Source organism: Pseudomonas sp. WS 5532 (genome assembly GCF_012985445.1).
GTDB classification, from domain to species: Bacteria; Pseudomonadota; Gammaproteobacteria; order Pseudomonadales; family Pseudomonadaceae; genus Aquipseudomonas; species Aquipseudomonas edaphica.
Map to the genome: position 1 here is coordinate 91,826 of NZ_JAAQWK010000017.1, position 24,107 is coordinate 115,932.

The following is a 24,107-nucleotide window of genomic DNA, read 5'->3' on the forward strand; positions in this document are numbered from 1 at the left end:
AACGGCCGTTACGGCTCGATCACACATTCGTAAAAAAACTGAAGAAACCTGCTGCCACGCCATAAGACTAGTACACAGATGCACGATGGACCTTATGCAAGGTCATCAGGCGACACAGCAAATCACAGGTTCAGCAGCCCGAGAACTCGGACCGACCCACTTCAGAGAATAACCCGGTTAAAAACGCGATTTCCGACAGCCTACACATTACATAACACCCGGAATGGAACCAGGCATCGGCTGCCGACGACAATACTAAAACAGCAACCCGGTTCAAAACCACTCGAAACGCTGCTGGTAAGTCCACAAGGTCGATCGACAGGAGCTGAGCATGCAACCACGTCAACACGCCGTTATGTCATCGCGCACTCGTTCATCATGTCCAGACGAGCGCCAATACTACTGCTTACATAACCCCAACGGGTACTCCAATTACGTTCTTTACCAAGTGGTACCGGCCGGACGCAATTTCTTTCATATCCTTGAAGTGACCAGCGGCAGGATCAAAGGCTTTCGCAGCACGCATTCCAAGGCTTGCGAATTGGCCCAACAACTTGAAGCCAACCTGCAAGCGGTTCACGCTGCGATCGTTTCGTCACCCGCCTGACTTTACTGCGCCGTCGCCCGTCAACAACTGCCATACTGGCCCGTCCATTGAAGTTTGCCCCTTGCGTGTCGGCGTTCATCAGTGCAGTGACCTTGATGCAGTTAACTTGAAGGGAAGGCTATACGTGACGGAATTTGATATTGGCGAATTTTTCATCCATGGCGATGCGCGAGAAGTAGATGGCGAGTTTCAAGCGGTGATCATCATGCGGGCTAAACCACCGCTGACCACGGTCACCACGCATCAGGTAGAAAAAGATCGTTGGTTCAAAACCGTCGACGCTGCGGCCATTGCCGGCAAAGATGCCGCCAGGGCGCTGAAATCCGCGGTGGATTCAGGTGCACTCAATTCCTGACCTGTGCAAATCCTGAACTCTGTCGCGTCCCCGGCCTCACATGCACAACATCCCTCACCTTGCATGGAGAACCCACCATGGACGCGCCAATCCCAACGCTTGAAACCCTGTTTGATCAACTCGGTCTGGATTCAACACCTGAAGCCATCGATGCTTTTATCGTCGCGCATCCGCTACCTGAAGACGTGAAGCTGATCGACGCACCCTTCTGGTCTGCGCAACAAGCGGCGTTTCTTAAAGAAGAACTGCGCGAAGACGCCGAATGGGCAATACCGGTGGATGAGCTGAACCAGCGCCTGCACCCGTCTAAATAACACGCCTCAATGCAGGCTGTCTGATTGTTCCAGGTGCATCAGTGCCTGCCAGGCGGCTCTGCACTCCTCGGCTTCACTGCGGCTGGCGAATGCCGTACCGCGTTGCTCGCCATTGAGCAACACCACCCAACAGGCTTTCTGGCCCAGCGCACGCAGGGTTTCGGGAACACCACTGCCGATCATCACGGCGACATCGACCTTGTTTTGCATGGAGCTTCTCCGCCACATTAGTTAGCTACCTAACAATGTTGGCCATGCTACGGTTTTATTCCACGTGGAAAAAGCTATCTCCGGAATAGCTCCATTGCATAAACAGTAACAATCCTAACGCCCAGCCTTGGCCCCTTCCGGTTTATAGCCCAGGCGCAAGCCACCCCAATGCCGCCCCTTAACCATGATCGGCACCGACAAATCGTGCATCAGTTCGCCAGTATCGCGGGTATAGGTCTGCAACAGCACTGCCTGTTGATGGCTGCCACAACGAATGCCGGTACGGTCGTCGAACTTGCGTTTGGTACGGTTCTGCACGGCGTCAACCTGTGCATCGCCGGTCAGGGCGTGGGAGAACGCCTTGTTGTGTGTGGGCACATAGCCCTGCGGTGTGCAGGCAATCGCGAACACCAGCCCCTCATGGCGCGGCAGCAATGCCTCCTGGATCGTCGGCAGCACTTGGTCGGTGTAGCCATCAAAGCGCGTGTGGTATTTGCTCGGCCGGGTGTTGGGGATCGGCGTGTAGCTGCGGTCGAACAAGTCTTCCAGGCTGATGCGGTTTTGCACGATGTCAGCCTCGAACTGCTCACCAATACGGCTCGCCCCTTCGCGAGCCAGGTCGTAGATGCGCTGGTGATAGTCATCCAGCCCGACTTCAGCCAGGCGCTCACTGATGGTTTCAGCCTGTCCTTCCATTTGCACAGCGACCTCGGCCAGTTGCCGCGTCTGCTGGTCGCTCACCGTTAAATCGCTGCGCATCTGCTCTACCGCGTGGAACAGGCTGTCGAGTTGCGCGCGGTTGGTGTCGGTGCCTTGGGCGATCTCGTTGACCTGCCCTTCTACGTCGGCTGCCAGGCTGGCGATATTTTCCAGTTGCTCACCCGCCTGCTCCACCTGCTCGACGCCGATGTGCAAGTCGGCAGACAGTTGGCGAATCTGTTCCACCACCTGGGCGGTGCGTTGTTGAATATCGGCGACCATCACGCCGACCTCATCCGTCGCCGTGGCCGTACGCCCGGCCAGGCCACGCACTTCATCGGCCACTACGGCAAAGCCGCGCCCGTGCTCGCCCGCGCGCGCCGCTTCAATGGCGGCGTTCAGCGCGAGCAGGTTGGTCTGGCTGGCAATGGACTGGATCACCAGGGTCACGCGCTGAATCTCTTCACTGCGCTGGCTCAGCGCCTCGATCAACTCTCGGCTGGCATTGGCGCGCAGGCGCAGTTGGTGCATGCGAGTGATCGATTGAGCCAACACTTCGCGCCCTTCAGTACTGCGCTGGTGCGCCTGGCTGGCCGCGCCCAAGGCCTGCCGGCTGAGTTGAGAGGTGACTTGCTCGGTGCCGATCATCACTTCGGCGCTGCTGACAATTTGCTTGGCGGCGCCTAATTGCGATTGCACGCGCGCGGCCAGTTGCTTGACCGAATAGGCCACGCCGGCAGCGGAAAGTGCGTTATGACTGGTGGTGTAGGAAAGATCGCGAGTCAGCTCACCCAGCGTATCAATCGCCTGGGCAGGCGCTACACGCGGCACTCGGGCTTTGAGCGCAGGCAGCCAGATCACCAGCAAGGCCAGTGGCAGGCACAGGTACAGCGGCAAGCCGGCAAACGACAGGCCCAGCAGGACCAGCACCAGCGCGGTGCTCTGCATAAGCGGCGTCAGCCAGCCAGGCAGCACGCGCACCACCGTTTGCGGTGGCGCTGCTGCGCCCATCAGAGATCCGTCTCCAGCCATCGTCGTTACCCCTCTGTTTGTCGTTATTGTTGCTGCATTAAACGCCACTATTGGGCCATTATCCATGGGCCTTTCGTGGGGTGCTTGCAGCAGATCAATAGACAGGGACGTAACCGGTGTTTCTTCGGGCATCACAGCTGCGATGCCCGACTTCAGCGCATCAGGCCTGGCGCTGGTGCTTGTCGATCTGCTCGTGACGCTCTTGCGCTTCGATACAGTATTTGGTGGTCGGGCTGATCAGCAGGCGCTTGAGGCCGATAGGCTCGCCGCTGTCATCGCACCAGCCAAAAGAATCTTCCTTGATGCGTTCCAGGGCACGCTCAAGCTGCGGCAGCATGCGCTGGTCGCGGTCGATGGCGTTTACCAGCCAGGTGCGCTCTTCTTCCACAGAGGCAGCGTCAGCCGGGTCTGCCGGGGTGTCCAGGCTTTCGATGGCGATGCGGTTCTGCTCAATGCGCTCGTGGTGTTCCACTTTCATGTCTTGCAGCAACTTCTCGAAAAAAGCGTGCTGTTCGGCATTCATGTAGTCATCCGCCGGCATGGCCAGCAACTTTTCCTTTGTCATTGATTTCTCTATAAAAAATACGTGCATTAAGGCGAATAAGGGAGCGTTCCGGCAGACCTTCGCAGGCCTCGGAAGGGCGCCGTCCATTTCAAGCGCCACCCGGCACTCAATTTACGAGGGGCGGCAGTCTAAGGCCGACTGGAAGGCTCAGCAACTGAAAAGACAGGCATTTTTTCCCAATTAACCCCCAAAGGCACCAGGACGGGCTTGGCGAACGGTCATCGGAGTGCGTTTATAGCAAGAAATTCAGTGCTGTGGAGCTATATAGAAGACAAACGGTTAGAACGGTCTGATAAAGACTCGCTGTGGGAGCTGGCTTGCTGTGGCGAGGGAGCTTGCTCCCGTTCGACAGCGCGGCTGGAGCAGGCTTTTTAGGGGCGCTTCGCACCCCAGCGCAAGCAAGCTTGCTCGCCACAACAAGCCAGCTCCCACATTGGATAGGTGTTGCCCGTTAATCGGTATCAGCGCTTGAGCTTGCGCTTGTTGCGATACTGGTCGATCACCACCGCAATCACAATGATCAGCCCCTTGATGATGTCCTGGATATACGCATCCACACCCACAAAGGTAAACCCGCTGGCCATCACGCCGAGAATCAGCGCACCGATCACGGTGCCGGTGATGCGCCCTACTCCGCCCGCCAGGCTGGTGCCGCCGATCACCGCCGCCGCAATCGCATCCAGCTCATAAGACATGCCCATGCCGGCCTGGCCGGTGGCGGCACGCGCCGAGGCCACCACACCGGCCAGGCCCGCCAGCAGACCGGCGATGCTGTAGACGATGATCAGGTGACGCTTGACGTTGATGCCCGAGGTGCGCGCCGCCTGCATGTTGCCGCCGATGGCGTAGGTGTACTTGCCGTACTTGGTGTAGCGCAGGGCGATATGGAAGATCACCGCCACCACCAGGAAGATAATCACCGGCATCGCACCATGGCCGATGGCTGTGTACGAATCCGAGAGCATGCTCACCGGTTGGCCTTCGGTGTAGTAGCGCGCCAGGCCACGGGCCGAGACCATCATGCCCAGGGTCGCAATAAACGGCGGAATGCCGGTCACCGCAATGATACTGCCGTTGATTGCCCCCGCCAGCAGCCCGACACCCAGGCCCATGGCAACCGGAATCCACACCGGCAAGTCGGTCAGGCTGGGAAACACCGCCCGGGAAAAGTCCGAGGTTTGCGCCAAACTGGCGGCAATCATCGCCGATAACGCCAACACCGAGCCTGAAGACAGATCGATACCCGTGGTGATGATCACCTGCGTCACGCCAATCGCCAGCAGGCCGATGATCGACACTTGCAGAATCATCAGCACCAGGCGCTGGGAGTTCATCAGGAAGCTCTGGTCGCGCACGATCCAGCCGAATAGCTCAAACACCAGGCCGATGCCGATCAACACCAGGAAGATACTCAGCTCGGTGGGTAAACGCCGACGGTGCTTGACCGGTGCCGTGGCAGGCTTGTTGTCTGTTATTGCGTTCATAGCCAATTACCTTCTTATTCTGTGCGGTTCGTCAGTGGACTACGGTCATACCGGAAGCCAGCTGCATGACTTTTTCCTGGGTCGCGTCGGCGCGATCCAGGGTGCCCATCAGTTCGCCTTCATGCATCACCATCACCCTGTCGCTCATGCCCAGCACTTCCGGCAGTTCGGAGGAAATCATGATCACCGCCATGCCTTCGCTGGCGAGGAAGGAAATCAAGCGATAGATCTCGGCCTTGGCCCCAACGTCAATGCCACGGGTCGGCTCATCGAGGATCAGCAAGCGCGGGTTGGTCATCAACCAGCGCGCCAACAGGGCTTTTTGCTGGTTGCCGCCGGACAGAGTGTCGATGCACTGCTCCAGTGACGGGGTTTTCACCCGCAGCTTCTTGCACATGTCTTCGCACAGCACGCGCAGGGCTTTTTGCTGGATAAAGCCGTTACCCGAGTAATGCGGCAGCACCGCCATCTCCATGTTCTCCAGCACCGACAGGCACGGGAACAGGCCACTGAGCTTGCGGTCCTCGGTCAACAGCGCAAAGCCCTTCTCGATGGCCATGTGCGGGTCGGTGATGCGCACCGGCTTGCCATCAAGGGTGATCTGGCCGCTGGAACTTGGAGTGATGCCGAAAATGGTCTCTGCCACGTTGGTGCGCCCCGAGCCCATCAGCCCGGCGATGCCGAGAATTTCACCGGCATGCAGGTCGAACGACACGTCCTTGAACACGCCGTCCAGGCTCAAGTCGCGCACCGACAGCAGCAAGTCGCCGATGGGTGTCTCGCGCACCGGGAACAACTGGCTCAGCTCGCGGCCGACCATCATCGAGATCAGGCTGTCGCTGTTCATGCTGTCGGCGCGCTGCAGGCCGATGTACTGGCCGTCACGAAACACCGCCACTTCATCGGCGATGGCAAACACTTCGTTCATTTTGTGCGTGATGTAGACGATGCCTTTACCCTGTGACTTGAGGTCGGCAATGATCGAAAACAGGTGGGCCACTTCCTTTTCGGTAATGGCTGAAGTCGGTTCATCCATGATCAGGATGTCGGAGTCGTAGGACACCGCCTTGGCAATCTCGACCATCTGCCGCTCGGCGATGCTCAGGTTGCCGACCTGTTCTTCCGGGTCCAGGTTGATACGCAAACGGGCCAGTAACTCGGCGGTGCAGCGGTGCATTTCGCGGTGGTTGACCATGTGCAGGCTATTGAGCTGCTCGCGGCCGATCCAGATGTTCTCGGCGATGCTCATGTGCGGCATCAGGTTGAGTTCCTGGTGGATCATCGCGATCCCGGCCTTCTGCGCCGCCAGCGGTGTTTCAAACACAATCGGCTTGCCGCGCAGACGAATTTCCCCGGCGTCGGGCTGGTAGATGCCGGCGATGATTTTCATCAACGTCGACTTGCCCGCACCGTTCTCGCCCATCAGCGCCAGTACCGAGCCTGGGCGCACGCGCAGTTGCACATCGGCCAGGGCCACAACGCCGGGAAAGCCTTTGCTGATGTTGACGATTTCCAGCAGGTAGGGTTCTTCCAGCAGCGCGGGCTGGAGACCGGGAGGCTGCGAGACAGTGGCTTGAGCAAGCATATCGGGTACTCCATCAGCAGAGCGACCGTGGCCGCCCTGCTTGCTTATTGTTGTTATGAAGGGCTACTTGAAGTCTTTGACGTTATCCGGCGTGATCAGCTTGAACGGGATCACCACGTTCTGCTCGATGGGCTCGTTTTTAGCCATCTTGCGCGCAGTCTCCACCGACTTGTCGGCCTGGCCCTTGGCATCCTGGAAGGCCGACACGGTCATGTCGCCCTTGGTGATCGCATTAAGGCCGTCCGGCGTGCCGTCGACACCGGCGATCAACACGCCTTTTTTGCCTGCCGACTTCAGCGCCATGGATGCACCAATGGCCATCTCGTCATTGTTGGCCAGTACCGCGTCAAAATCGCGGCCCTGGGTCAGCCAGTCGTTAACCAGGGTCATGCCCTTGTCACGCAACCAGATACCGGTCTGTTCCTGTTCGATCTTGATGCCGGGGTACTTGGTCAGGACTTCCTTCACGCCCTTGGTACGGTTAGTGGTGGAGTTGTTCGCCAGGTCGCCCAACAGAATCACAATGTTGCCCTTGCCGCCGAGTTTGTCGGCGATGTATTGCATTTGCAGTTTGCCGGCCTCGACGTCATCGGACACCACCGCTGCCACGCCTGGGGCCAGGGTTGGGCTATCCGGGCGGCGGTTGACGAACACCAGCGGGATTTTCGCAGCGGTGGCGGCCTTGATGATGTTGGCGGTCGAGGCGGTGTCCACCGGGTTGACGATAATCGCGTCGACCTTCTGGCTGATGAAGTTCTCGACCTGGCTCAGTTGCTTGACCACATCGGCCCGAGCGTCTTCAAACTGCAATTGCACACCATCGCCCTTGGGATAGGACTTGGCTTGCTTGTCCATGTCTTCACGCAGGTAGGTCAGGAAGGTGTCATCAAAGGCGGACATGGTCACGCCAATCTTCAGGTCGGCGGCCGAGGCAACACCACTGGCCAGCAACATGGACAGGGCCAGCGCGGTAAAACGGATCGGGGTCTTCATGAACGGTCTGTCTCCACTTTCTTGTTGGTTTTTTGGACGTTGCGTTTATCAGCGCTCGGCGGGCAATCGAACCACCGGTGCCCCCGGGATGCAGCAGACCAGCGCGCCGTGGTTTTCGACACACAGCACATTAAGGAAGGAGAAGTAAAACGGCCGGGCGCGGGGCAGACCGCGTGGCGCTGAGGCAGGGCGTAAAACTCGCAGTACAGCGTTGAAGATTTTCATCTGACGGTACCTGGTTGTTTTTGATCTTGTTTTTGTTGAGCCGCGCGAATCGAGTTCGAACGTACTTTATGCAACCTGGAAAAGACTGCATTAGAAAATAATTTCCATATCAACATGTTTTAGAATTTTATTCTATTTTTGTCGAAACCACCTGCTGGCGCTCGGCGCTGAGGCGTGCGGCGTCCAATATACGGGTGGTTTCCAGCGCGTCATAGGCGCTTACCGGCAATGGCCCCAGCCCTTGCACGGCCAGTTGCAACTGGCGATAGAACTGCGTCCAGCAGCCCTTCTCGGATGGCACTCGTTCGCGATCCTCGCCTTGCTCGAACCAGCCCCAGCGTCGATGCTCCTCGGCGCCCCAGTGCTCGCCTTCGGTTTTTGGCGACTTGCCGGCCATCAGCGCGTCTTCCTGGCCGTCCAGCCCATCGACGGTGTAACAACCCAGGGTGCCACTGACCCGAAAGCGCGGTGCCTGGCTGTTTTGCAGGGCGCTGCCCCACAGGTGCGAAATCACGCCATTGGTGTGGGTCAGGGAGACGAAAAAACCGTGATCAAGGGTGGGGTGTTGCGGCGTGAACTGCAATTGCGCAAACACCCGGTCCACTGGGCCGAACAATTGCAGCGCCTGGTCCACTAGATGGCTGCCCAGGTCACGCAGCCAGCCGCCGCCACTGGCATTGCCCACCGCTTGCGGGCTGTAGCGTTCGACGCGGGATTCAAAACGTGTGATCTCACCCAAGGCACCGGCGTCAATCAGTTTGCGCAGGGTCAGGTAATCCGAATCCCAGCGCCGGTTCTGGTAGACGCTGAGCAGCGAGCCCTGGCGCTCGGCGGCGGTGATCAGCGCCTGGGCCTGTTCGGCGTTGCTGGCGAAGGGTTTGTCGCTGACCACCGCCACGCCGTGCTCGATGGCTTCCAGCACCAGCGCCGGGCGGCCTTTGAGGGTGGTGGAGATCACCAGCGCGTCGACACCGGCCTCGACGATCTGGCCGATGCTGTCAAAAGCCTTTACGCCCGGAAGGTCAGTACTCAATTGCTGGCGGCGCTCCGCTGAACGGGTCACCACACCAACAAAAGTCGCACCGGGCAAGGTTGCAATCAGCGGCGCATGAAAAAAGCGCCCTCCGTGGCCGTAGCCGACTAGTCCGATTCGCATAAGTTGTTTCCTTGTTGAATTGCAAACCCAATCAAGTGTGGGAGCTGGCTTGTCGAATCGTCGCACCGCTGCGATAGCGGTCTATCAGTGACAGCTTCATCGACTGACACGACGCTATCGCAGGCAAGCCAGCTCCCACACTGACTGCATTCCACCTGGCAGATTGTGATTAGCCGTAAAAGTGCGGACGCTCCGGCAAGCTCACTTTCACGATCTGCTCACTGTTCTGCGCCTCGATGCATGCATCCGCCGCCACCGCCGCCGCAAAACCGTCCCAGGCCGAAGGCCCGCCGACTTGGCCCGCACGCACACTGTCGATAAACGCCTGCAATTCCACGTCGTAAGCCCCGATAAAGCGGTCCTTCCAGTCCATCAAAATGGCATTCGACAGCTTCGCGCCACTGCGCATTTGCACCTGCGAAGGCTCCGGCAGTTTGGCGATGCCGGTCTCCCCCACCACTTCACACTGGATGTCGTAGCCGTACTGGCAGTTCACGAACACTTCCACGTCGATGCGCGTGCCCTTGGCGGTTTCCAACAGCACGATCTGCGGGTCGCGCAGGTGCGCCAGGGCTTTGCTCGACTTGCGCGGGAACACCACCTGCACCGACACATAGTCATCATTGAGCAACCAACGCAGCACATCCAGCTCGTGGATCAAGGTGTCAGTGATCGCCATATCCGTCTTGTAGTTCTCGCCCACCGTCGGGTTGCGGTGTGCGCAATGCAGCATCAGCGGCTCGCCGATCTGGCCGCTGTCGATCACGGCCTTGAGGGCGCGATAACCTTCGTCATACGGGCGCATAAAGCCCACTTGCACCAGGCGCTTGCCGTAGGCCAGTTCGGCGTCGACGATCTTGCGGCAGCCTTGCGCCGTCACCGCCAGCGGTTTTTCGCAGAACACCGGCTTGCCGGCGGCGATGGCGGCCAGCACGAACTCTTCGTGGCTCGGCCCCCAGGACGTGACGAGAATGGCTTCAACCTGCGGCGAGTTGATCAGCGCATGGCCATCGGCATAGACCTCGGCGGCAAGCTTCAAATCAGCGACGACCTTGGCGGCTTGCTCAAGGTTGATGTCGGTTACCGCCACCACCTGGCTATTGAGCAAGGTCTGGCTGCAACGACGGATATGGTCACGACCGATAGCGCCGGTGCCAATCACTCCAAGCTTTAACGACATACACAACTCCTCTTGTTATTAGTACTGCCGGGCCTTGGCCAGCTGTTCGTTGAGTTTTTTCGCGGCGGCATTCGTGCGTTCACTGCTGGACACTTGCGCCACGCCCACCCGCCACCACGACAGGTAGCCGTGGACCATGGTTTTGGGCAGTACCTTGATATCAATCAGCGTGGACACCGTTTGCGTGCGCGCATCGGCCAGCGCCGCCTGAAGCTGTTCCACGCTGCTGACCTTGTAGGTCTTGCAGCCATAGGCCGCCGCGCTCATGGCGAAATCCACCGGCACCAGGCCGCCGTCGAGCTTGCCGCTTTCGGGGTTACGAAAGCGGAACTCGGTGCCGAAGCTGTCCATGCCGTTGCCGATTTGCAGGTTGTTGATGCAGCCGAAGGCCATGTTGTCGAGCAACACCACGTTGATCTTGCGCCGCTCCTGGATCGAGGTGGCCAGCTCCGAGTGCAGCATCATGTAAGAGCCATCGCCGACCAGCGCATACACTTCCTTGCTCGGCTCGGCCAGCTTCACACCGAGGGCGGCGTTGATCTCGTAGCCCATGCATGAATAGCCGTATTCGACGTGGTAGGTGTTGACGCCCTTGCTGCGCCAGGCGCGTTGCAAGTCGCCGGGCAGGCTGCCGGCGGCGGCGACGATGATCGCATCGTCCGCCAGGGTGTCGTTCAACACGCCGAGTACACGGCTCTGGGTCAGGCACGACCCGGTCAGCTCGATAAATTCGCGCAATACGGCGCGGTCCAGGTGGTCATCCACCTCCGGCACAAAATCGTCGCCGTGGTATTGCACCTGGTGCACGCGATCCACTTCCGCGTCCAACTGCGCCTTGGCATCGCGGACCTGCTCGCCCCAGCCGGCGCGGTAGTCGCCCAAGGCGTCAGCCAACGCCTCAAGGGCCACTTGCGCATCGGCCAGCACTTGCACGCCGTCAAGCTTCAACGCGTCGCACGGGCTGATATTGAGGTTAAGAAACTTCACCTCGGCATGCTTGAACAGCGACTTGGACGAGGTGGTGAAATCGGTATAACGCGTGCCGATGCCGATGATCAGGTCCGCCTCGGGCGCCAACAGGTTCGCCGCCAGGCAGCCGGTTTCGCCGATGCCACCGACGTTCAATGGGTGGCTGGACACCACTGCACTCTTGCCCGCCTGGGTTTCGGCGAAGGGAATCTCAAAACGCTCGGCAAACGCTTGCAGGGCCGCATTCGCGCCGGAATACTTCACACCGCCGCCACAGATGATCAACGGCTTGCGCTTACCCCGGAAGGCTGCCAGCGCATCGCCGATCATTGCCGCAGTGGCCGGACGCCGCTCAATACGGTGCACGCGTTTTTGCAGGAAATAATCCGGGTAGTCCCAGGCTTCGGCCTGCACATCCTGCGGCAGCGCCAGGGTCACGGCGCCGGTTTCCGCAGGGTCTGTGAGCACGCGCATGGCATGGATCGCCGCCGTCATCAGCTGCTCAGGGCGGTTGATACGGTCCCAGTATTTGCTCACCGAGCGGAACGCATCGTTGGTGCTGATGCTCAGGTCATGGAATTGCTCGATCTGCTGCAATACCGGGTCCGGCTGGCGGCTGGCGTACACATCACCGGGCAACAGCAGCAGCGGGATCCGGTTGGCCGTGGCGGTCGCCGCCGCGGTGAGCATATTCGCCGCGCCGGGGCCTACCGAGGCGGTGCATGCGTAGATCTTGCGACGCAAATGCTGCTTGGCGAAACCGATGGCGGCATGGGCCATGCCCTGCTCGTTACGGCCCTGATGCACCACCAGGTCGCCGCTGTCCTGCTCCAGCGCCTGGCCCAGTCCCAGCACATTACCGTGGCCGAAAATCGTGAACACACCGGCGACAAACTTGCTCTGCACGCCGTCGACTTCGATGTATTGGTTATCCAGGAACTTCACCAGGGCCTGGGCCATGGTCAGTCTTGTTGTGGTCATCACTTGCACCTTGTGTGAATGCAATTGGGTTGATTAACACTGCTTCAATGTGGGAGCTGGCTGGCTTGCTCCCACAGGTTAATCGGCGTCAGGTTCGGGGGTTTTGCAGGTGGGCGATACTGGCCCCAATGGCCTGCTGGATATCCGCCAACCCATGCACGCTTTCGGCAAACGGCTCAAACGACAGGTAACCGCCGTACCCGCTGCTGAGCAAGGTGTCGATCTGCGCGGCGTTGCCGAGGATATCGCCCTCGCCCACCAGCACGCGGTGGCCGTCACGAATCGAATTGAGCGGCGCTTCGGCGTCTTCTACCCCGGAGATATGCACCAGGCCGGTCAGTTGCGGGAAGAACTCCTGCTCGCTCGCCAGGTGGTGGTGGAAGGTGTCATGCACCAGGCGGAACACATCCAGGCCGCCGATGGATTGGATTGCATCCACAGCAACGCGCTTGCGGCGCAGGGCACATTCTTCAAAGCCCAGCGGCTCGATAAACCCGAGGATGCCGTACTCCCGCAGGATCGGCGCCAGCTCGCTCAGCGCCGTGCGCAAACCGGCGGCACGCTGGGCCTCGTTGCGCGTATCGCCGCGCTCATTCAACGGGCACATCACCAAGCCCTGCGCGCCGCACTCACGGGCGTAGGTGGCGAGCTTGATGGCCTGGGTGCGACGCTCGTCATTCCACACATCAAACGGGTACAGCGCATTGATCGACAGCACCGTGATGCCCCGCACTGCGCACAACTCTCGCACGCGGCTGGCCGGGGTGCCGTATTCGATTTCATGGCCTTTAAGGTCGTTGCGAATCTCGATGGCATCGCACTTGAGGGCCGCGGCCAGCTGGATAAAGTCCGGCAGGGACAGGTTGGGGGCGACCATGCGGTTAAGGGCAAAACGTAGCGGCGACTTCATTGTTGTTGTTCTCCGTCCAAAACCGTTTAAAGGTCCAGCAGCCAGCTGTGCTGCGGGTCGTTATGGAAATGCCAGGCGCGTTTTGGCCCGGCCATCACGTTGAGGTAATACGATTCGTAGCCATACGGCACGCTGACCGGGTGATACCCCTTGGGCACCACCACCAGGTCGCTGTTCTCCACGGCCATGGCCTGGTCGATGCTGCGATCGTCGGTGTACACGCGCTGGAACACAAAGCCTTGCGGCGGGTTGATCTGGTGGTAATAGGTTTCTTCCAGAAAGCTCTGGTGCGGCAGGTCGTCGGTGTCGTGCTTGTGCGGCGGGTAGCTCGACGAGTGCCCGGACGGCGTGCGTACTTCCACCACCAGCAGCGAATGGGCCGGCTCGCTGTCAGGCAGGATGTCGCACACGTAGCGGGTGTTGGCGCCTTTGCCGCGCACGCTGCGCTTGCACTGCTCGGGGCGAATCAGGCGCGGTTCAAAGCCAGGCGCGCCGGGCGCGGCACAGACGGCAATCTGCACGTCGCTCAAGGCGGTAATCTGCGCATCGGTGCCGGGCGGCAGGTACGCGGCGAAGGGGGATTTGTCTTCGAACACCGACTGGCGGTCGCCAAGGTTCTGCCAATTGAAGCCTTCGCCTTCTATATTGACGCGCCCGCTGAGCAGCACCAGGCACAGCTCTTTATCGCCGGCGCTGACCGGCAGGGTTTCGCCCAGGCTCAAGCGATACGCGGCAAAACCCACGTACTCCAGGCGCCCGTCTTCGAGGGCCACCATGGTTTGCCCGCGTTTGCTGCTTTTGACCAACAAGCTCATCACTTAGTCCTCTCGTTGAGCAGCGCACGCAAGGTGTCGTAGCCTTTTTTGGCATAGATATAGCTAGGCGCCACGGCCGGATCCTGCTCGGCTTCGACCACCAGCCAGCCCTTGTAGTGGGCAGCCAGCAGCACATCGAGCAACTCGGCAAAATCGATGTCGCCATCGCCGGGCACGGTGAACGTGCCGTTGACGATGCAGTCAGGGAAGCTCCACATCTGGTTGCGCGCCAGTTGCACCACCGGCTTGCGCACGTCCTTGAAATGCACGTGGCAGACGCGGTCGATGTGTTTGCGCAGGACCTCGAGGGGTTCGCCGCCACCCATGTAGCAATGGCCCGAATCGAACAGCAGGCCGACTTCCGGGCCTGTTCGTTTCATCAGCTGGTCAATGTCTTCAGGGGATTCGACGTAGGCGCCCATATGGTGGTGATACGCCAGGCGCACGCCTTGGGACAGGGTGAAACGCGCCAGCTCAGTGAGCTTGTCGGCGTATTCCTGCCAGGCGTGCTCGCTGTGAAAACGCGGGCGTTCGATCAGGCGCACCTTCGAGCCCTGGATCGAGTCAGCGACTTCGCCGTATACCAGCACGTCAGCGCCATTGAGTTTGAGCAGCTCGACATGGCCGGCGATGGCTTCGATTTCTTCGGCCACCGAACGGCGCGCCAGGCGGCTGGAGTACCAGCCGGAGACCAGCGCCAGGTCATAAGGACGCAGCACATCACCAACGCCTTTGGCGTCCTTGGGGAACTTGCCGTTGAGTTCGAAACCTTCGTAGCCGATCTCCTTGCCTTCGCTGAGCGCGGTGCTCAGCGGCGTTTCACCGCCGAGGGCCGGCAGGTCGTCGTTGCTCCAGGAGATCGGGTTGATGCCAATTCGGATTGCGGGCATGGCTGCACCTTTTATTGTTTTCAGATAGCACTGAGATCTGCTTTATGTGGGAGCTGGCTTGTGTGGGAGCTGGCTTGCCTGCGATGGCATCACCTCGGTTTCATGGGTAGACCGAGGCGATACCATCGCGGGCAAGCCCGGCTCCCACACAAGCGGCTCCCACATTTGACTGTGTTTAATTTCTGGAACTGCGCCAGGCATTGATGAGCTGTTCGAACGTGCCCTGCACTTGCTCAATCAACCCTTCATCATCAATCTCCCCCGCCATCCACGCACGGCTTGGCTCCTGGAAGATCGTACGGCCCACCGCGAACCCACGGCAGGTGGTGCTTTGGCTGGCTTGCTGAAAGCCATCGGCCAGAAACTGCGCCGAAGCATTCAGGCCCAGCAGCACCACACCACGGCAGTACGGGTCACGCTCGTGGATCAGTTCGTCGAGCTTTTTCCAGTCTTCGGCCGACTGCGCCTCGATCTTCCACCACGCAGGATATATGCCCAGGTTGTACAGGCGCTTGAGGCTGCGATAGAGCACATCGGGATAGGTCGACGGGTGATCCTTGGGCGGCACGACTTCCAGCAGCAGTTCATGGCCGCTGACCAGGGACGCCTCGTACACCGCCTTGAGTTGCGCCTCCTGCTCCAGGCGCAGCATCGGCTCGTCGTCGGGGTGGAACTGCACCAGGCACTTGATGATTTGCTCCTGGGGCCAGGCACTCAGGTTACTGCCCACCGAGCGGCCGTGTTCAAACGCCAATGGCCGCGAGTTCTGCACCTCCACCGGGCGCGCGATCCACCAGCCACGGCCGCTGGCGGCATTCAGTGCATCCTGGCCGAAGCGCTGGTCGGCCAGCAGGCCCACATCGGCGTCGATGCCCTGCTGCGCCAGCTTGGTTTCCACACGTTCGATGGCCTGGATAAACAGCTGCTTGATGTCACTGATACGGGTCAGGTCCTGGCCACCTTTTTGCGCCAGGTCCACCAGTTGCCAGCGATGGTCGAAGGCAAACACAAACAACTGCTTCCAGGTTTTGCGCGGCACCGTGACGCGGTGCAGGCGTTGCAGGGTTACGTCCTGGTCCGGCCGGGTGATGGGCACCGGGCTGTTGAACAGGTAATCCAGTTCGGCGGGCGTGGGCATGGCCGGCGCGCAAGCGTGGCGGGACACGACCAGGCCGCCGCAGGCGTTGGCCAACTGGCTGCAACGCTCATCGCTGGCGTCATTGAGCCAGCCGCTGAGGAAGCCGGACATGAAGGCGTCACCAGCACCCAGTACATTGAGCACTTCAACCCGCACGCCGGGGTAAATCGCGCCGTCTTCCAGGCGCGCCGGGACGGCGCCGTGAATCACCGTGCAACCTTGCGGGCCGAGCTTGACCACCAGGGTCGCCGGGGTCAGTTCACGCACGGTGCGCAGCGCGGTCAGCAGGTCTTCACTGCCACCGGCGATCAAGAACTCTTCTTCCGTGCCGACGATCAGGTCGAAACGCGGCAGGATGCTCTGCACATGCTGGCTGACGTTCTGGTCGGCGACAAACCGCGTTTCGCCATCCGCCTTGCCCGCCAGGCCCCACAGCACCGGGCGATAGTCGATATCCAGCACACGCTTGACGTTGTGCTTGGCGGCGTAATCCAGCGCCTGGATGCTGGCCTTGTACACACCATCGGTGGAGAAATGTGTGCCGGTGATCAGCAAGGCTTTGCTGGAGGCGATAAAGGCTTCGCTGATGTCTTCGGCGCGCAGTGCCATGTCGGCGCAGTTTTCGCGGTAGAACACCAGCGGGAAGGTTTCGCGGTCTTTAAGCCCCAGCAATACCAGGGCCGTGAGGCGCTCCGGGTCGACCTTGATACCGCTCACATCACAGCCTTCACGGGCCAGGGATTCGAGCAGGAAACGGCCCATATGGTCATCGCCCACGCGGCTCAACATCGCCGACTTGAGGCCCAGCCGCGCCGTGCCGAAGGCGATGTTGGCGGAGGAACCGCCGAGGTACTTGGCAAAGCTGGACACGTCCTCAAGCCGCGCACCGACTTGCTGTGCATAGAGGTCGACGCCCAGGCGCCCGAGGCAAATCAGATCCAATTGACGCCCACTGGCAAAACGAGTCTGGCCCATGCTGGCTCCTGTTATTTTTATCAGCCTGCGTGGTGCCGCCGTGGTGACGGCACACGCTCTTGGTGCAAGCAGACTAGAACGTCCAGCGGCGGCAATCAATATTTATTCCATAATTATTTTTAGTGGAATATTTTTTCCAATAAGCCAGCATAATGGCATGCCAGCCGCCGTGCATCGTTTCAGCAGCCCACGGACGCCGTGATGCCGAGGTATTTTTTTGCGCCTACCCTGTAGACTTGCGTCACCCATCAGCGCATCAGACGAACACGCCAGAAGGATTGCCCATGTCCCGCACCGATCCCGAGACCACCCTGGAAGATACGATCGCCAGCCCTCCGATCAATGCCGAACGCCTGTTGCAGCTGATCACGGACGAATACGAAAGCCTGCCGCGCCAGCTCAAACGCATTGCCAGCTACATGAGCCAGCAGAGCGACCGCATCATGGTCGACCGCATCAGCGACATCGCCCGCGAATGCGAAGTGCACCCTTCGGCCATCGTGCGGTTTTCCCAGCGCTTCGGTTTCAGTGGGTTCAGCGAGATGCAGGCGCTGTTTCGCGAGGCCTACACCCACAAAACCACGCCGGTGCAGAACTACCAGCAGCGCATCCGCAGCATGATCGCCAACAAGTCGCAGAAGGCCAGCGGCGGCGACCTGGCGCGTGAGTGCGTGAATGCCACCCTCTCCGGCATCGAGCGCCTGGGGCTGGAACTGGATGATGTGGCGTTTGAGAAGGCGGTGGACCTGGTGGTCAACGCCGACAATATCTACGTGGTCGGCGTGCGCCGCTCGTTTGCCGTGGCCGATTACCTGGTCTACAACCTGCAGCACACCAACAAGCGCATCCACCTGATCTCGGGCCTGGGCGGCAGTTATCGCGAACAGATGCGCAGCGTGCGGGCCAACGACCTGGTGATTGCGATCAGCTTTACGCCCTACGGCAAAGAGACCCAGCATTGCCTGCGCATCGCCCAGCATCATCAGGCCAAGACCTTGATCATCACCGACAGCAACCTGTCGCCCCTGGCCAAGCGGGCGAACGCGGTGTTGTTGGTGAATGAGGGTTCGTCGTTTGCCTTCCGCTCCTTGAGCGCCACGTTGTGCCTGTGCCAGGCGTTGTTTATTGCCGTGGCGTATCGGTTGGAATTGAAGGTGGATGAGATTCATGAGCAGGTCGGGTTTGACGACTGACGTGCCGATACTGAACGTTCGTTCCCACGCTCCGCGTGGAAATGCCTCCTGTGACGCTCCGCGTCACGACTCTTCAAAGCAGACGCGGAGCGTCCAGGGCTGCATTCCCACGCAGAGCGTGGGAACGATCACACTCGGTGTGTCTGATACATCGAGGTGATGCTATCGCAGGCAAGCCAGCTCCCACATTTTGTTCAGCGCTTGGCTTTTGGGCGGCGCATCAGTTGGTAGGCTGCCGGAATCACAAACAGCGACAGCAACGGCGCCGTCAACATCCCACCAATCATCGGCGCAGCAATGCGGCTCATGACTTCGCTGCCAGTCCCACCTCCAAGCAGAATCGGCAACAACCCGGCGATGATAACGGCCACGGTCATCGCCTTGGGCCTCACCCGCAACACCGCCCCCTCAGTAATGGCCGCCAGCAAATCACCATCCTTACGCTCAGCCCAGGCGTTTTTCAGGTACAACAGCATGATCACCCCAAACTCAGCCGACACCCCCGCCAGCGCAATAAACCCCACGCCCGTGGCCACCGACAAATTGAAGCCCAGCCAGTAGAGCAACCACACACCGCCAGTCAGTGCGAACGGTAAGGTGCCCAGAATCAGCACCGCCTCATCCACGCGGCGAAAGGTCAGGTACAGCAGCACAAAGATGATCAGCAAGGTAGCCGGCACCACCAGCTTCAGGCGCTCATTGGCCCGCTCCAGAAACTCGAACTGCCCCGAATAACTGAGGCTCATGCCCGGCTGCAAGTGCACCTGCTGCTCAATCGCCGCACGCAAGTCCTTTACCACTGAAGCCAGGTCACGGTCACGCACGTCGATATACACCCAGCCGGAAGGCCGTGCGTTTTCGCTTTTGAGCATCGGCGGGCCGTCACTGATCTTGAGCCTGGCCACCGTGCCGAGGGTGATCTGGCTGCCCTGCGGCGTGTAGATCGGCAGGCTGCCCAGCGCCTGCAGCGAGTCGCGCCACGCCTTGGGGTAACGCAAGCTGATGGGGAACCGCGCCAGACCTTCGACCGTTTCGCCAATGGTTTCACCGCCAATCGCGCCCGCCACAATCGACTGCACATCGGCGATATTCAGCCCATATTGCGCAGCGGCCGAACGGTCGATATCCACGTCGATATAGCGCCCGCCGGTCAACCGCTCAGCCAGTGCCGAACTCACACCGGGCACGGTCCTGGCAACCTTCTCCACAGCCTGGGTCACCGCGTCGATCTGCATCAGGCTGGCGCCCGCGACCTTCACACCAATCGGGCTTTTGACGCCGGTGGCGAGCATGTCGATGCGGTTGCGGATCGGCGGGATCCAGATATTGGTCAGGCCCGGCACCTGCACCACACGGTCCAGCTCCTTCACCAGTTTTTCCGGGGTCATGCCGGGGCGCCATTGGTCCTTGGGCTTGAACTCAATCGTGGTTTCAAACATCTCCAGCGGTGCCGGGTCGGTGGCGGTTTCGGCGCGACCGGCCTTGCCGAACACGTGCGCCACTTCCGGTACGGTCTTGATCAGCCGGTCAGTACGTTGCAGCAACTCACCGGCGGTTTGCGTCGACAGCCCCGGCAGCGCCGACGGCATGTAGAGCAAGTCGCCCTCGTCCAGCGGCGGCAGGAACTCACCACCAAGTTTCGTCACCGGCCACAGCGCGCTCGCCACCATCAGCAGCGCCACCAGCAAGGTCAGGCGCGGCCAGCGCAGCACCGCATCGAGGGCCGGCTGGTAGAGTTTGATCAAGCCACGATTGAGCGGGTTGCGCTGCTCATCGGGAATGCGCCCGCGAATCCAGTAGCCCATCAACACCGGGACCAAGGTCACCGACAACCCGGCCGCTGCCGCCATGGCGTAGGTCTTGGTGTAAGCCAACGGGCCGAACAGCCGGCCTTCCTGGGCTTGCAACGTGAACACCGGAATAAACGACAACGTGATGATCAGCAGGCAGAAAAACAGCGCAGGCCCTACTTCCACCGCCGCGTCGGTCATGACCCTCCAGTGGTCCTCACCTTTCAGTTCCCGGCCAGGATTGGCGTGGTGCCAGGCCTCGATTTTCTTGTGGGCGTTTTCAATCATCACCACCGCCGCATCCACCATTGCGCCGATGGCAATCGCGATGCCGCCGAGCGACATGATGTTGGCGTTGATGCCCTGAAAGCGCATGACGATAAAGGCGATCAATACGCCCACCGGCAGCGAAATAATCGCCACCAGAGATGAACGCAGGTGCCAGAGAAAAATCCCGCACACCAGCGCCACCACCAAAAACTCCTCCAACAGCTTGTGGCTGAGGTTATCCACGGCGCGGTCGATCAACTTGCTGCGATCGTAGGTGGTGACAATATCCACGCCGGGCGGCAGGCTGCTTTTCAGTTGTTCCAGCTTGGTCTTGACCGCTGCAATGGCCTCACGCGCATTTTTGCCGCTGCGCAGGATCACCACGCCGCCGACGGCTTCGCCCTCGCCGTCCAGCTCACTGATGCCCCGACGCAGGTCCGGGCCAAGTTGAATGTTTGCCACGTCGCCAAGGCTCACCGGCACGTTGTTGGTGCCGAGCCGCAGGGGAATCGCGCGAAAATCCGCCAGGGTTTTCAGGTAGCCGGAGGCGCGCACCACGTATTCGGACTCGCCCATGTTCAGCACCGAGCCGCCGGTTTCCTGGTTGGCCTTGTCGATAGCCTCTTTGACCTGCGCCTGGGTAACGCCGCGACTCGCCATGGCCAGCGGGTCGAGCTGTACCTGGTACTGCTTGACCTGGCCGCCGATGGTCGCCACTTCGGCCACATTCGGCAGGGTCTTGAGTTCGAACTTGAGGAACCAGTCCTGCAGCGCACGCAGTTGCGCCAAGTCCTGCTGGCCGCTGCGGTCCACCAAGGCGTACTGGTAGATCCAGCCCACCCCGGTGGCGTCCGGCCCCAACGATGGCTTGGCCGATGCGGGCAGCCGCGCCTGCAATTGGCTGAGGTATTCCAGCACCCGCGAGCGCGCCCAATACAGGTCAGTGCCTTCGTCGAACAGCACGTACACATAGCTGTCGCCGAAGAACGAAAAACCGCGCACGGTCTTGGCGCCCGGTACCGACAGCATGGTGGTGGTCATCGGGTAAGTGACCTGGTTTTCGACAATTTGCGGCGCCTGGCCCGGGTACGGCGTGCGGATGATCACCTGCACATCCGAGAGGTCCGGCAAGGCATCCACCGGCGTATTTTGCGCCGCCCACACGCCCCACGCGGTGATGAACAAGGTCGCGAGCAGCACCAGAAACCGGTTGGCCACCGACCAGCGAATCAGCAAGGCGATCATGGCTGGGCTCCTGGCTGCATGCTCATGCCCGACATGTCGGATGTTGGCGCGGTTATACCGCTTAAACTGGCTTCGGAATCGAGCAGGAATTGGCCGGAGGCGACCACCTGCTGGCCTTCTTGCAAGCCGCCGAGGATCACGGTTTGGTCCTGATTTTCTACGCCCACTTCAACCTCTACCGGGCGATAGCGCCCGCCCTCCTCGGCCAGCATCACCAGCACGCGCTTGCCGGTGCGGATCAAGGCTTCACTGGGCACTTGCAACACCGCTTGCCCGCTGGTTTGCGCCAGGCGCACCTGCGCGGTCATGCCGGGACGCAGGTTGCCGTCGGGGTTGGGCAACTCGACACGCACTTGCACAGTACGGCTGTCCATGGCGGTGGCCGGCAAAATCGCGCTGATGGTGCCGTCGACGGTTTTGCCCGGCAAACCGACAAAACGGCTCTGCACGGTTTGCCCCACGGCCAAGGTCGAGCCCTGGGCTTCGGGCACGGCAACCTGCAGCCACACCTGATCCAGGCCATTGATACGCGCCAGGGTCTGCCCTGCCGCCAGCGTCATGCCTTCGCGCACCTCCAAACTTTGCAGGGCGCCGCTCAACGGGCTGGTGACGGTCAACACCGACTGCACCCGGCCGCTGCGCTCCATCTGCTGGATCAACCCGGTCGGCATGCCGCTCAGACGCAACCGTTGCCGGGCTGCCGCGATCAACCCACTGTCGCCGCTGTGGCGCAGGCTCAGAAATTCTTCCTGGGCTGGCGCCCATTCGGGGATCAACAGGTCTGCCAACGGCGCGCCGGCCTTGAGCACATCACCCGGTGCCCGCGCATAGACGCGCTCGACGAACCCGGCAGCCCGCGCCTGCACCACCGCCACGTCACGGTCGTTGAACGCGAGGATGCCCGACAGCTCCAGGGTCGACGTCAGCACACCCCGGCTGACGCTCGCCAGGCGCACGCCGATGTTCTGGGTTTGCCTTGGGTCAATCTGCACTGCCGGCGTATCCGCAGCCGCCGTGCCTTCGGCATAACGCGGCACCAGTTGCATGTCCATAAACGGTGACTTGCCGGGTTTATCGAACTTCTGCTGCGGGTACATCGGGTCGTACCAGTACAGCGCCGGTTTGTCGTCCTTGGGTGCAACAGACGCCACCGAGAGAAATTGCGCCAGCCCATAGCCCGCGCCCAGACCCAGCAGCACCAGTGCTGCGACAATTGGATTATTCATGACTGGGTTCCCCGTAAGCGAAATACAGCTGGGCGCCGATCAGGGCGCGCTGTTCGATGGCATCAATCTGTTTGAAGCGGGCCTCGACCAGCTCACGGCGAGCGCCGACCACCGTGAGCAAATCGCCCTTGCCGGCGCGATAACCGGCCAGGCTGAGGGTGACTTTTTCTTCGGCCAGCGGCACCAGGCTGTCCTGGCTGCGCTGCACGGCGCGGTCCAGGCGCTGGTAAACCGCCAGGTCGTCGTCGAGCATCTGCGTGTGTTCGCGGGTGGCGGCTTCGCGTTCGGCGTCGAGTTGGTCCAACTCGGCCTGCTTGGCCGCGATGCCTGGGCTTTGTCGGCGACCGGGAAAGATCGGCAGGTCAAAACTCAATTGCAGCGTGACCATGTCGCCGTACTCACGGCTGCGGTGCCCGTAGTCGACTTCCCAGCTCCAGTCCGAGGTCTTTTGCGCCTTGGCCTCCTGCACGCGCGCCTGCGCCTCGCGGGTGCGCGGCACGAAGGCTTGCAGTTCGGGGTGTTGATGCAGGTTGTGGCTGTAGCCGTGGCTGTCGATGCTCCAATTGGGTAACTGGCCGCTGGGGGCTTGATTGGCGGCGGCGCCGATCCAGCGCTTGAGGGCAGCGCGGGCCTGGGCACGTTGCTGGGTCAGCTCGTCCTCACGGCCCGCCAATTCGGCGGCTTCCTGTTTGGGAATCACCGCATCGGACGCCTGGCCGCGCCCGCCGGCCAACTGCGCGCGCACGCTGTCTTGCAGCAGGCGGTTCTGCTGATAGAAGTCTTGGAACAAGGCCTCTTTGCGCTCCACCGCGTAAGCACGGATCCACGCCTGCGCAGTGGCCTGGCGCACGTTAAGGCGCTCGATGCGCCCTTCGGCGACGGTGCGTTCTATGGTTGCATCAGCCAGCTCGACCCGGGCTTTGCGCTTGTCGCGGCTGGGCACCTGTTGCTGCAGGCCGATCATTTGTTGCGTCATGTCATCGCCATACAACGTGCCGCGATTCGGCCCGCCGATGGGAAAATTCTGCAGGCCCACCAGCAGTTTCGGGTCGGGCAATTCGCCGGCCGGAATCGCCGCGTGTGTCGCGGCTTGCAGCTTGGCGGATTCAGCCACCAGCGAAGGCGCGTTGTTCTGCGCCAGGCGCAGGGCCTCATCCAGGGTCAGCGCCGAGGCGAGCACCGGCCACACCAGCACGCCCACCACCAGGGCGCGCACATAGAGGGAATTCATCGTAAAGATTCCTGATCTGTTCCACTGCTCGCCGCGTTATGCGGCCCACAGCAAGGCCATCCCGCAATG

22 protein-coding genes are annotated in these 24,107 nt (G+C 60.8%); 5 read left to right on the forward strand and 17 right to left on the reverse strand.

Annotated features, from left to right (window positions below):
- Positions 1 to 331: 331 nt before the first annotated feature.
- The 3 genes from HBO23_RS24945 to HBO23_RS24955 all read left to right on the forward strand — a co-directional run bounded on the left by HBO23_RS24945 (position 332) and on the right by HBO23_RS24955 (position 1,276).
- Positions 332 to 607 (forward strand): hypothetical protein, encoded by a 276-nt coding sequence (locus tag HBO23_RS24945; RefSeq protein WP_017136432.1) that lies wholly within the window; start codon positions 332 to 334, stop codon positions 605 to 607.
- Positions 608 to 731: 124 nt separating this feature from the next.
- Complete coding sequence (locus tag HBO23_RS24950) at positions 732 to 962, forward strand: hypothetical protein (protein ID WP_026013642.1); 231 nt, start codon at positions 732 to 734, stop codon at positions 960 to 962.
- 77 nt (positions 963 to 1,039) lie between these two features.
- Positions 1,040 to 1,276 (forward strand): DUF2789 domain-containing protein, encoded by a 237-nt coding sequence (locus HBO23_RS24955; RefSeq protein WP_099550121.1) that lies wholly within the window; start codon positions 1,040 to 1,042, stop codon positions 1,274 to 1,276.
- A gap of 6 nt (positions 1,277 to 1,282) precedes the next feature.
- Here the strand turns inward: HBO23_RS24955 and HBO23_RS24960 are convergent, their stop codons facing one another.
- From HBO23_RS24960 to iolC, 14 genes are all read right to left on the reverse strand, one after another.
- Positions 1,283 to 1,486, reverse strand: a complete 204-nt coding sequence (locus HBO23_RS24960; RefSeq protein WP_017136429.1) for a hypothetical protein — start codon at positions 1,484 to 1,486, stop codon at positions 1,283 to 1,285.
- 114 nt (positions 1,487 to 1,600) lie between these two features.
- Positions 1,601 to 3,196, reverse strand: coding sequence for a methyl-accepting chemotaxis protein (locus HBO23_RS24965; protein WP_017136428.1), 1,596 nt, complete (start codon positions 3,194 to 3,196; stop codon positions 1,601 to 1,603).
- 181 nt (positions 3,197 to 3,377) lie between these two features.
- Positions 3,378 to 3,782, reverse strand: a complete 405-nt coding sequence (locus tag HBO23_RS24970; protein ID WP_003191666.1) for a TraR/DksA C4-type zinc finger protein — start codon at positions 3,780 to 3,782, stop codon at positions 3,378 to 3,380.
- Between the two features lie 461 nt (positions 3,783 to 4,243).
- On the reverse strand, positions 4,244 to 5,266 hold the full coding sequence (locus tag HBO23_RS24975) for an ABC transporter permease (protein WP_026013640.1): 1,023 nt from the start codon (positions 5,264 to 5,266) through the stop codon (positions 4,244 to 4,246).
- Between the two features lie 31 nt (positions 5,267 to 5,297).
- On the reverse strand, positions 5,298 to 6,851 hold the full coding sequence (locus tag HBO23_RS24980; protein ID WP_170040112.1) for a sugar ABC transporter ATP-binding protein: 1,554 nt from the start codon (positions 6,849 to 6,851) through the stop codon (positions 5,298 to 5,300).
- A gap of 63 nt (positions 6,852 to 6,914) precedes the next feature.
- Positions 6,915 to 7,844, reverse strand: a complete 930-nt coding sequence (locus HBO23_RS24985; protein ID WP_099550124.1) for a sugar ABC transporter substrate-binding protein — start codon at positions 7,842 to 7,844, stop codon at positions 6,915 to 6,917.
- A gap of 48 nt (positions 7,845 to 7,892) precedes the next feature.
- The gene (locus HBO23_RS24990) at positions 7,893 to 8,069 is read right to left on the reverse strand and encodes a hypothetical protein (protein ID WP_163005443.1); all 177 of its coding nucleotides are present in this window, start codon (positions 8,067 to 8,069) and stop codon (positions 7,893 to 7,895) included.
- Positions 8,070 to 8,196: 127 nt separating this feature from the next.
- Positions 8,197 to 9,225, reverse strand: a complete 1,029-nt coding sequence (locus tag HBO23_RS24995) for a Gfo/Idh/MocA family oxidoreductase (RefSeq protein ID WP_170040114.1) — start codon at positions 9,223 to 9,225, stop codon at positions 8,197 to 8,199.
- A 169-nt stretch (positions 9,226 to 9,394) separates the two neighbouring features.
- The gene (locus HBO23_RS25000; protein WP_056859439.1) at positions 9,395 to 10,405 is read right to left on the reverse strand and encodes a Gfo/Idh/MocA family oxidoreductase; all 1,011 of its coding nucleotides are present in this window, start codon (positions 10,403 to 10,405) and stop codon (positions 9,395 to 9,397) included.
- 18 nt (positions 10,406 to 10,423) lie between these two features.
- Positions 10,424 to 12,355 (reverse strand): 3D-(3,5/4)-trihydroxycyclohexane-1,2-dione acylhydrolase (decyclizing), encoded by a 1,932-nt coding sequence (iolD, locus tag HBO23_RS25005; RefSeq protein WP_170040116.1) that lies wholly within the window; start codon positions 12,353 to 12,355, stop codon positions 10,424 to 10,426.
- A gap of 88 nt (positions 12,356 to 12,443) precedes the next feature.
- Positions 12,444 to 13,265 carry a TIM barrel protein gene (locus tag HBO23_RS25010; protein ID WP_170040118.1) on the reverse strand — a complete coding sequence of 274 codons (822 nt, stop codon included), beginning with the start codon at positions 13,263 to 13,265 and terminating at the stop codon, positions 12,444 to 12,446.
- A gap of 26 nt (positions 13,266 to 13,291) precedes the next feature.
- A complete protein-coding gene (gene iolB, locus HBO23_RS25015; protein WP_099550127.1) occupies positions 13,292 to 14,080 on the reverse strand; it encodes a 5-deoxy-glucuronate isomerase in 789 nt (262 codons plus the stop codon).
- Positions 14,080 to 14,970, reverse strand: coding sequence for a myo-inosose-2 dehydratase (gene iolE, locus HBO23_RS25020; protein WP_099550128.1), 891 nt, complete (start codon positions 14,968 to 14,970; stop codon positions 14,080 to 14,082). Before iolE ends, iolB begins: the two co-directional genes overlap by 1 nt.
- 175 nt (positions 14,971 to 15,145) lie before the next feature.
- A complete protein-coding gene (gene iolC, locus HBO23_RS25025; protein ID WP_170040120.1) occupies positions 15,146 to 17,083 on the reverse strand; it encodes a 5-dehydro-2-deoxygluconokinase in 1,938 nt (645 codons plus the stop codon).
- Here iolC and HBO23_RS25030 point away from each other — a divergent pair.
- Positions 17,082 to 17,285, forward strand: coding sequence for a hypothetical protein (locus tag HBO23_RS25030; protein ID WP_138450968.1), 204 nt, complete (start codon positions 17,082 to 17,084; stop codon positions 17,283 to 17,285). The genes iolC and HBO23_RS25030 overlap by 2 nt on opposite strands.
- A gap of 82 nt (positions 17,286 to 17,367) precedes the next feature.
- The gene (locus HBO23_RS25035; protein WP_017136418.1) at positions 17,368 to 18,276 is read left to right on the forward strand and encodes a MurR/RpiR family transcriptional regulator; all 909 of its coding nucleotides are present in this window, start codon (positions 17,368 to 17,370) and stop codon (positions 18,274 to 18,276) included.
- Positions 18,277 to 18,470: 194 nt separating this feature from the next.
- On the opposite strand, the gene HBO23_RS25040 is transcribed toward HBO23_RS25035, so the two are convergent.
- The 3 genes from HBO23_RS25040 to HBO23_RS25050 are packed head-to-tail and all read right to left on the reverse strand — an operon-like array spanning position 18,471 to position 24,038.
- Positions 18,471 to 21,581, reverse strand: a complete 3,111-nt coding sequence (locus HBO23_RS25040; RefSeq protein ID WP_170040122.1) for an efflux RND transporter permease subunit — start codon at positions 21,579 to 21,581, stop codon at positions 18,471 to 18,473.
- Entirely contained in the window at positions 21,578 to 22,807 is a 1,230-nt protein-coding gene (locus tag HBO23_RS25045) for an efflux RND transporter periplasmic adaptor subunit (RefSeq protein ID WP_170040124.1), read from the reverse strand. Before HBO23_RS25045 ends, HBO23_RS25040 begins: the two co-directional genes overlap by 4 nt.
- Positions 22,800 to 24,038, reverse strand: a complete 1,239-nt coding sequence (locus HBO23_RS25050) for a TolC family protein (protein ID WP_170040126.1) — start codon at positions 24,036 to 24,038, stop codon at positions 22,800 to 22,802. Before HBO23_RS25050 ends, HBO23_RS25045 begins: the two co-directional genes overlap by 8 nt.
- Between the last annotated feature and the right edge of the window lie 69 nt (positions 24,039 to 24,107).

Excerpts from the sequence above, each read along its gene's own strand:
- HBO23_RS24945 (WP_017136432.1), top strand. The coding sequence starts at position 332 with ATGCAACCACGTCAACACGCCGTTATGTCATCGCGCACTCGTTCATCA.
- HBO23_RS24990 (WP_163005443.1), bottom strand. The coding sequence starts at position 8,069 with ATGAAAATCTTCAACGCTGTACTGCGAGTTTTACGCCCTGCCTCAGCG.
- HBO23_RS25030 (WP_138450968.1), top strand. The coding sequence starts at position 17,082 with ATGCTGGCTCCTGTTATTTTTATCAGCCTGCGTGGTGCCGCCGTGGTG.
- HBO23_RS25040 (WP_170040122.1), bottom strand. The coding sequence starts at position 21,581 with ATGATCGCCTTGCTGATTCGCTGGTCGGTGGCCAACCGGTTTCTGGTG.
- HBO23_RS24995 (WP_170040114.1), bottom strand. The coding sequence starts at position 9,225 with ATGCGAATCGGACTAGTCGGCTACGGCCACGGAGGGCGCTTTTTTCAT.
- HBO23_RS24960 (WP_017136429.1), bottom strand. The coding sequence starts at position 1,486 with ATGCAAAACAAGGTCGATGTCGCCGTGATGATCGGCAGTGGTGTTCCC.
- iolB (WP_099550127.1), bottom strand. The coding sequence starts at position 14,080 with ATGAGCTTGTTGGTCAAAAGCAGCAAACGCGGGCAAACCATGGTGGCC.
- HBO23_RS25050 (WP_170040126.1), bottom strand. The coding sequence starts at position 24,038 with ATGAATTCCCTCTATGTGCGCGCCCTGGTGGTGGGCGTGCTGGTGTGG.
- iolD (WP_170040116.1), bottom strand. The coding sequence starts at position 12,355 with ATGACCACAACAAGACTGACCATGGCCCAGGCCCTGGTGAAGTTCCTG.
- iolE (WP_099550128.1), bottom strand. The coding sequence starts at position 14,970 with ATGCCCGCAATCCGAATTGGCATCAACCCGATCTCCTGGAGCAACGAC.
- HBO23_RS25000 (WP_056859439.1), bottom strand. The coding sequence starts at position 10,405 with ATGTCGTTAAAGCTTGGAGTGATTGGCACCGGCGCTATCGGTCGTGAC.
- iolC (WP_170040120.1), bottom strand. The coding sequence starts at position 17,083 with ATGGGCCAGACTCGTTTTGCCAGTGGGCGTCAATTGGATCTGATTTGC.
- HBO23_RS25035 (WP_017136418.1), top strand. The coding sequence starts at position 17,368 with ATGTCCCGCACCGATCCCGAGACCACCCTGGAAGATACGATCGCCAGC.
- HBO23_RS24980 (WP_170040112.1), bottom strand. The coding sequence starts at position 6,851 with ATGCTTGCTCAAGCCACTGTCTCGCAGCCTCCCGGTCTCCAGCCCGCG.
- HBO23_RS24965 (WP_017136428.1), bottom strand. The coding sequence starts at position 3,196 with ATGGGCGCAGCAGCGCCACCGCAAACGGTGGTGCGCGTGCTGCCTGGC.
- HBO23_RS25010 (WP_170040118.1), bottom strand. The coding sequence starts at position 13,265 with ATGAAGTCGCCGCTACGTTTTGCCCTTAACCGCATGGTCGCCCCCAAC.
- HBO23_RS24970 (WP_003191666.1), bottom strand. The coding sequence starts at position 3,782 with ATGACAAAGGAAAAGTTGCTGGCCATGCCGGCGGATGACTACATGAAT.
- HBO23_RS25045 (WP_170040124.1), bottom strand. The coding sequence starts at position 22,807 with ATGAATAATCCAATTGTCGCAGCACTGGTGCTGCTGGGTCTGGGCGCG.
- HBO23_RS24955 (WP_099550121.1), top strand. The coding sequence starts at position 1,040 with ATGGACGCGCCAATCCCAACGCTTGAAACCCTGTTTGATCAACTCGGT.
- HBO23_RS24975 (WP_026013640.1), bottom strand. The coding sequence starts at position 5,266 with ATGAACGCAATAACAGACAACAAGCCTGCCACGGCACCGGTCAAGCAC.
- HBO23_RS24985 (WP_099550124.1), bottom strand. The coding sequence starts at position 7,844 with ATGAAGACCCCGATCCGTTTTACCGCGCTGGCCCTGTCCATGTTGCTG.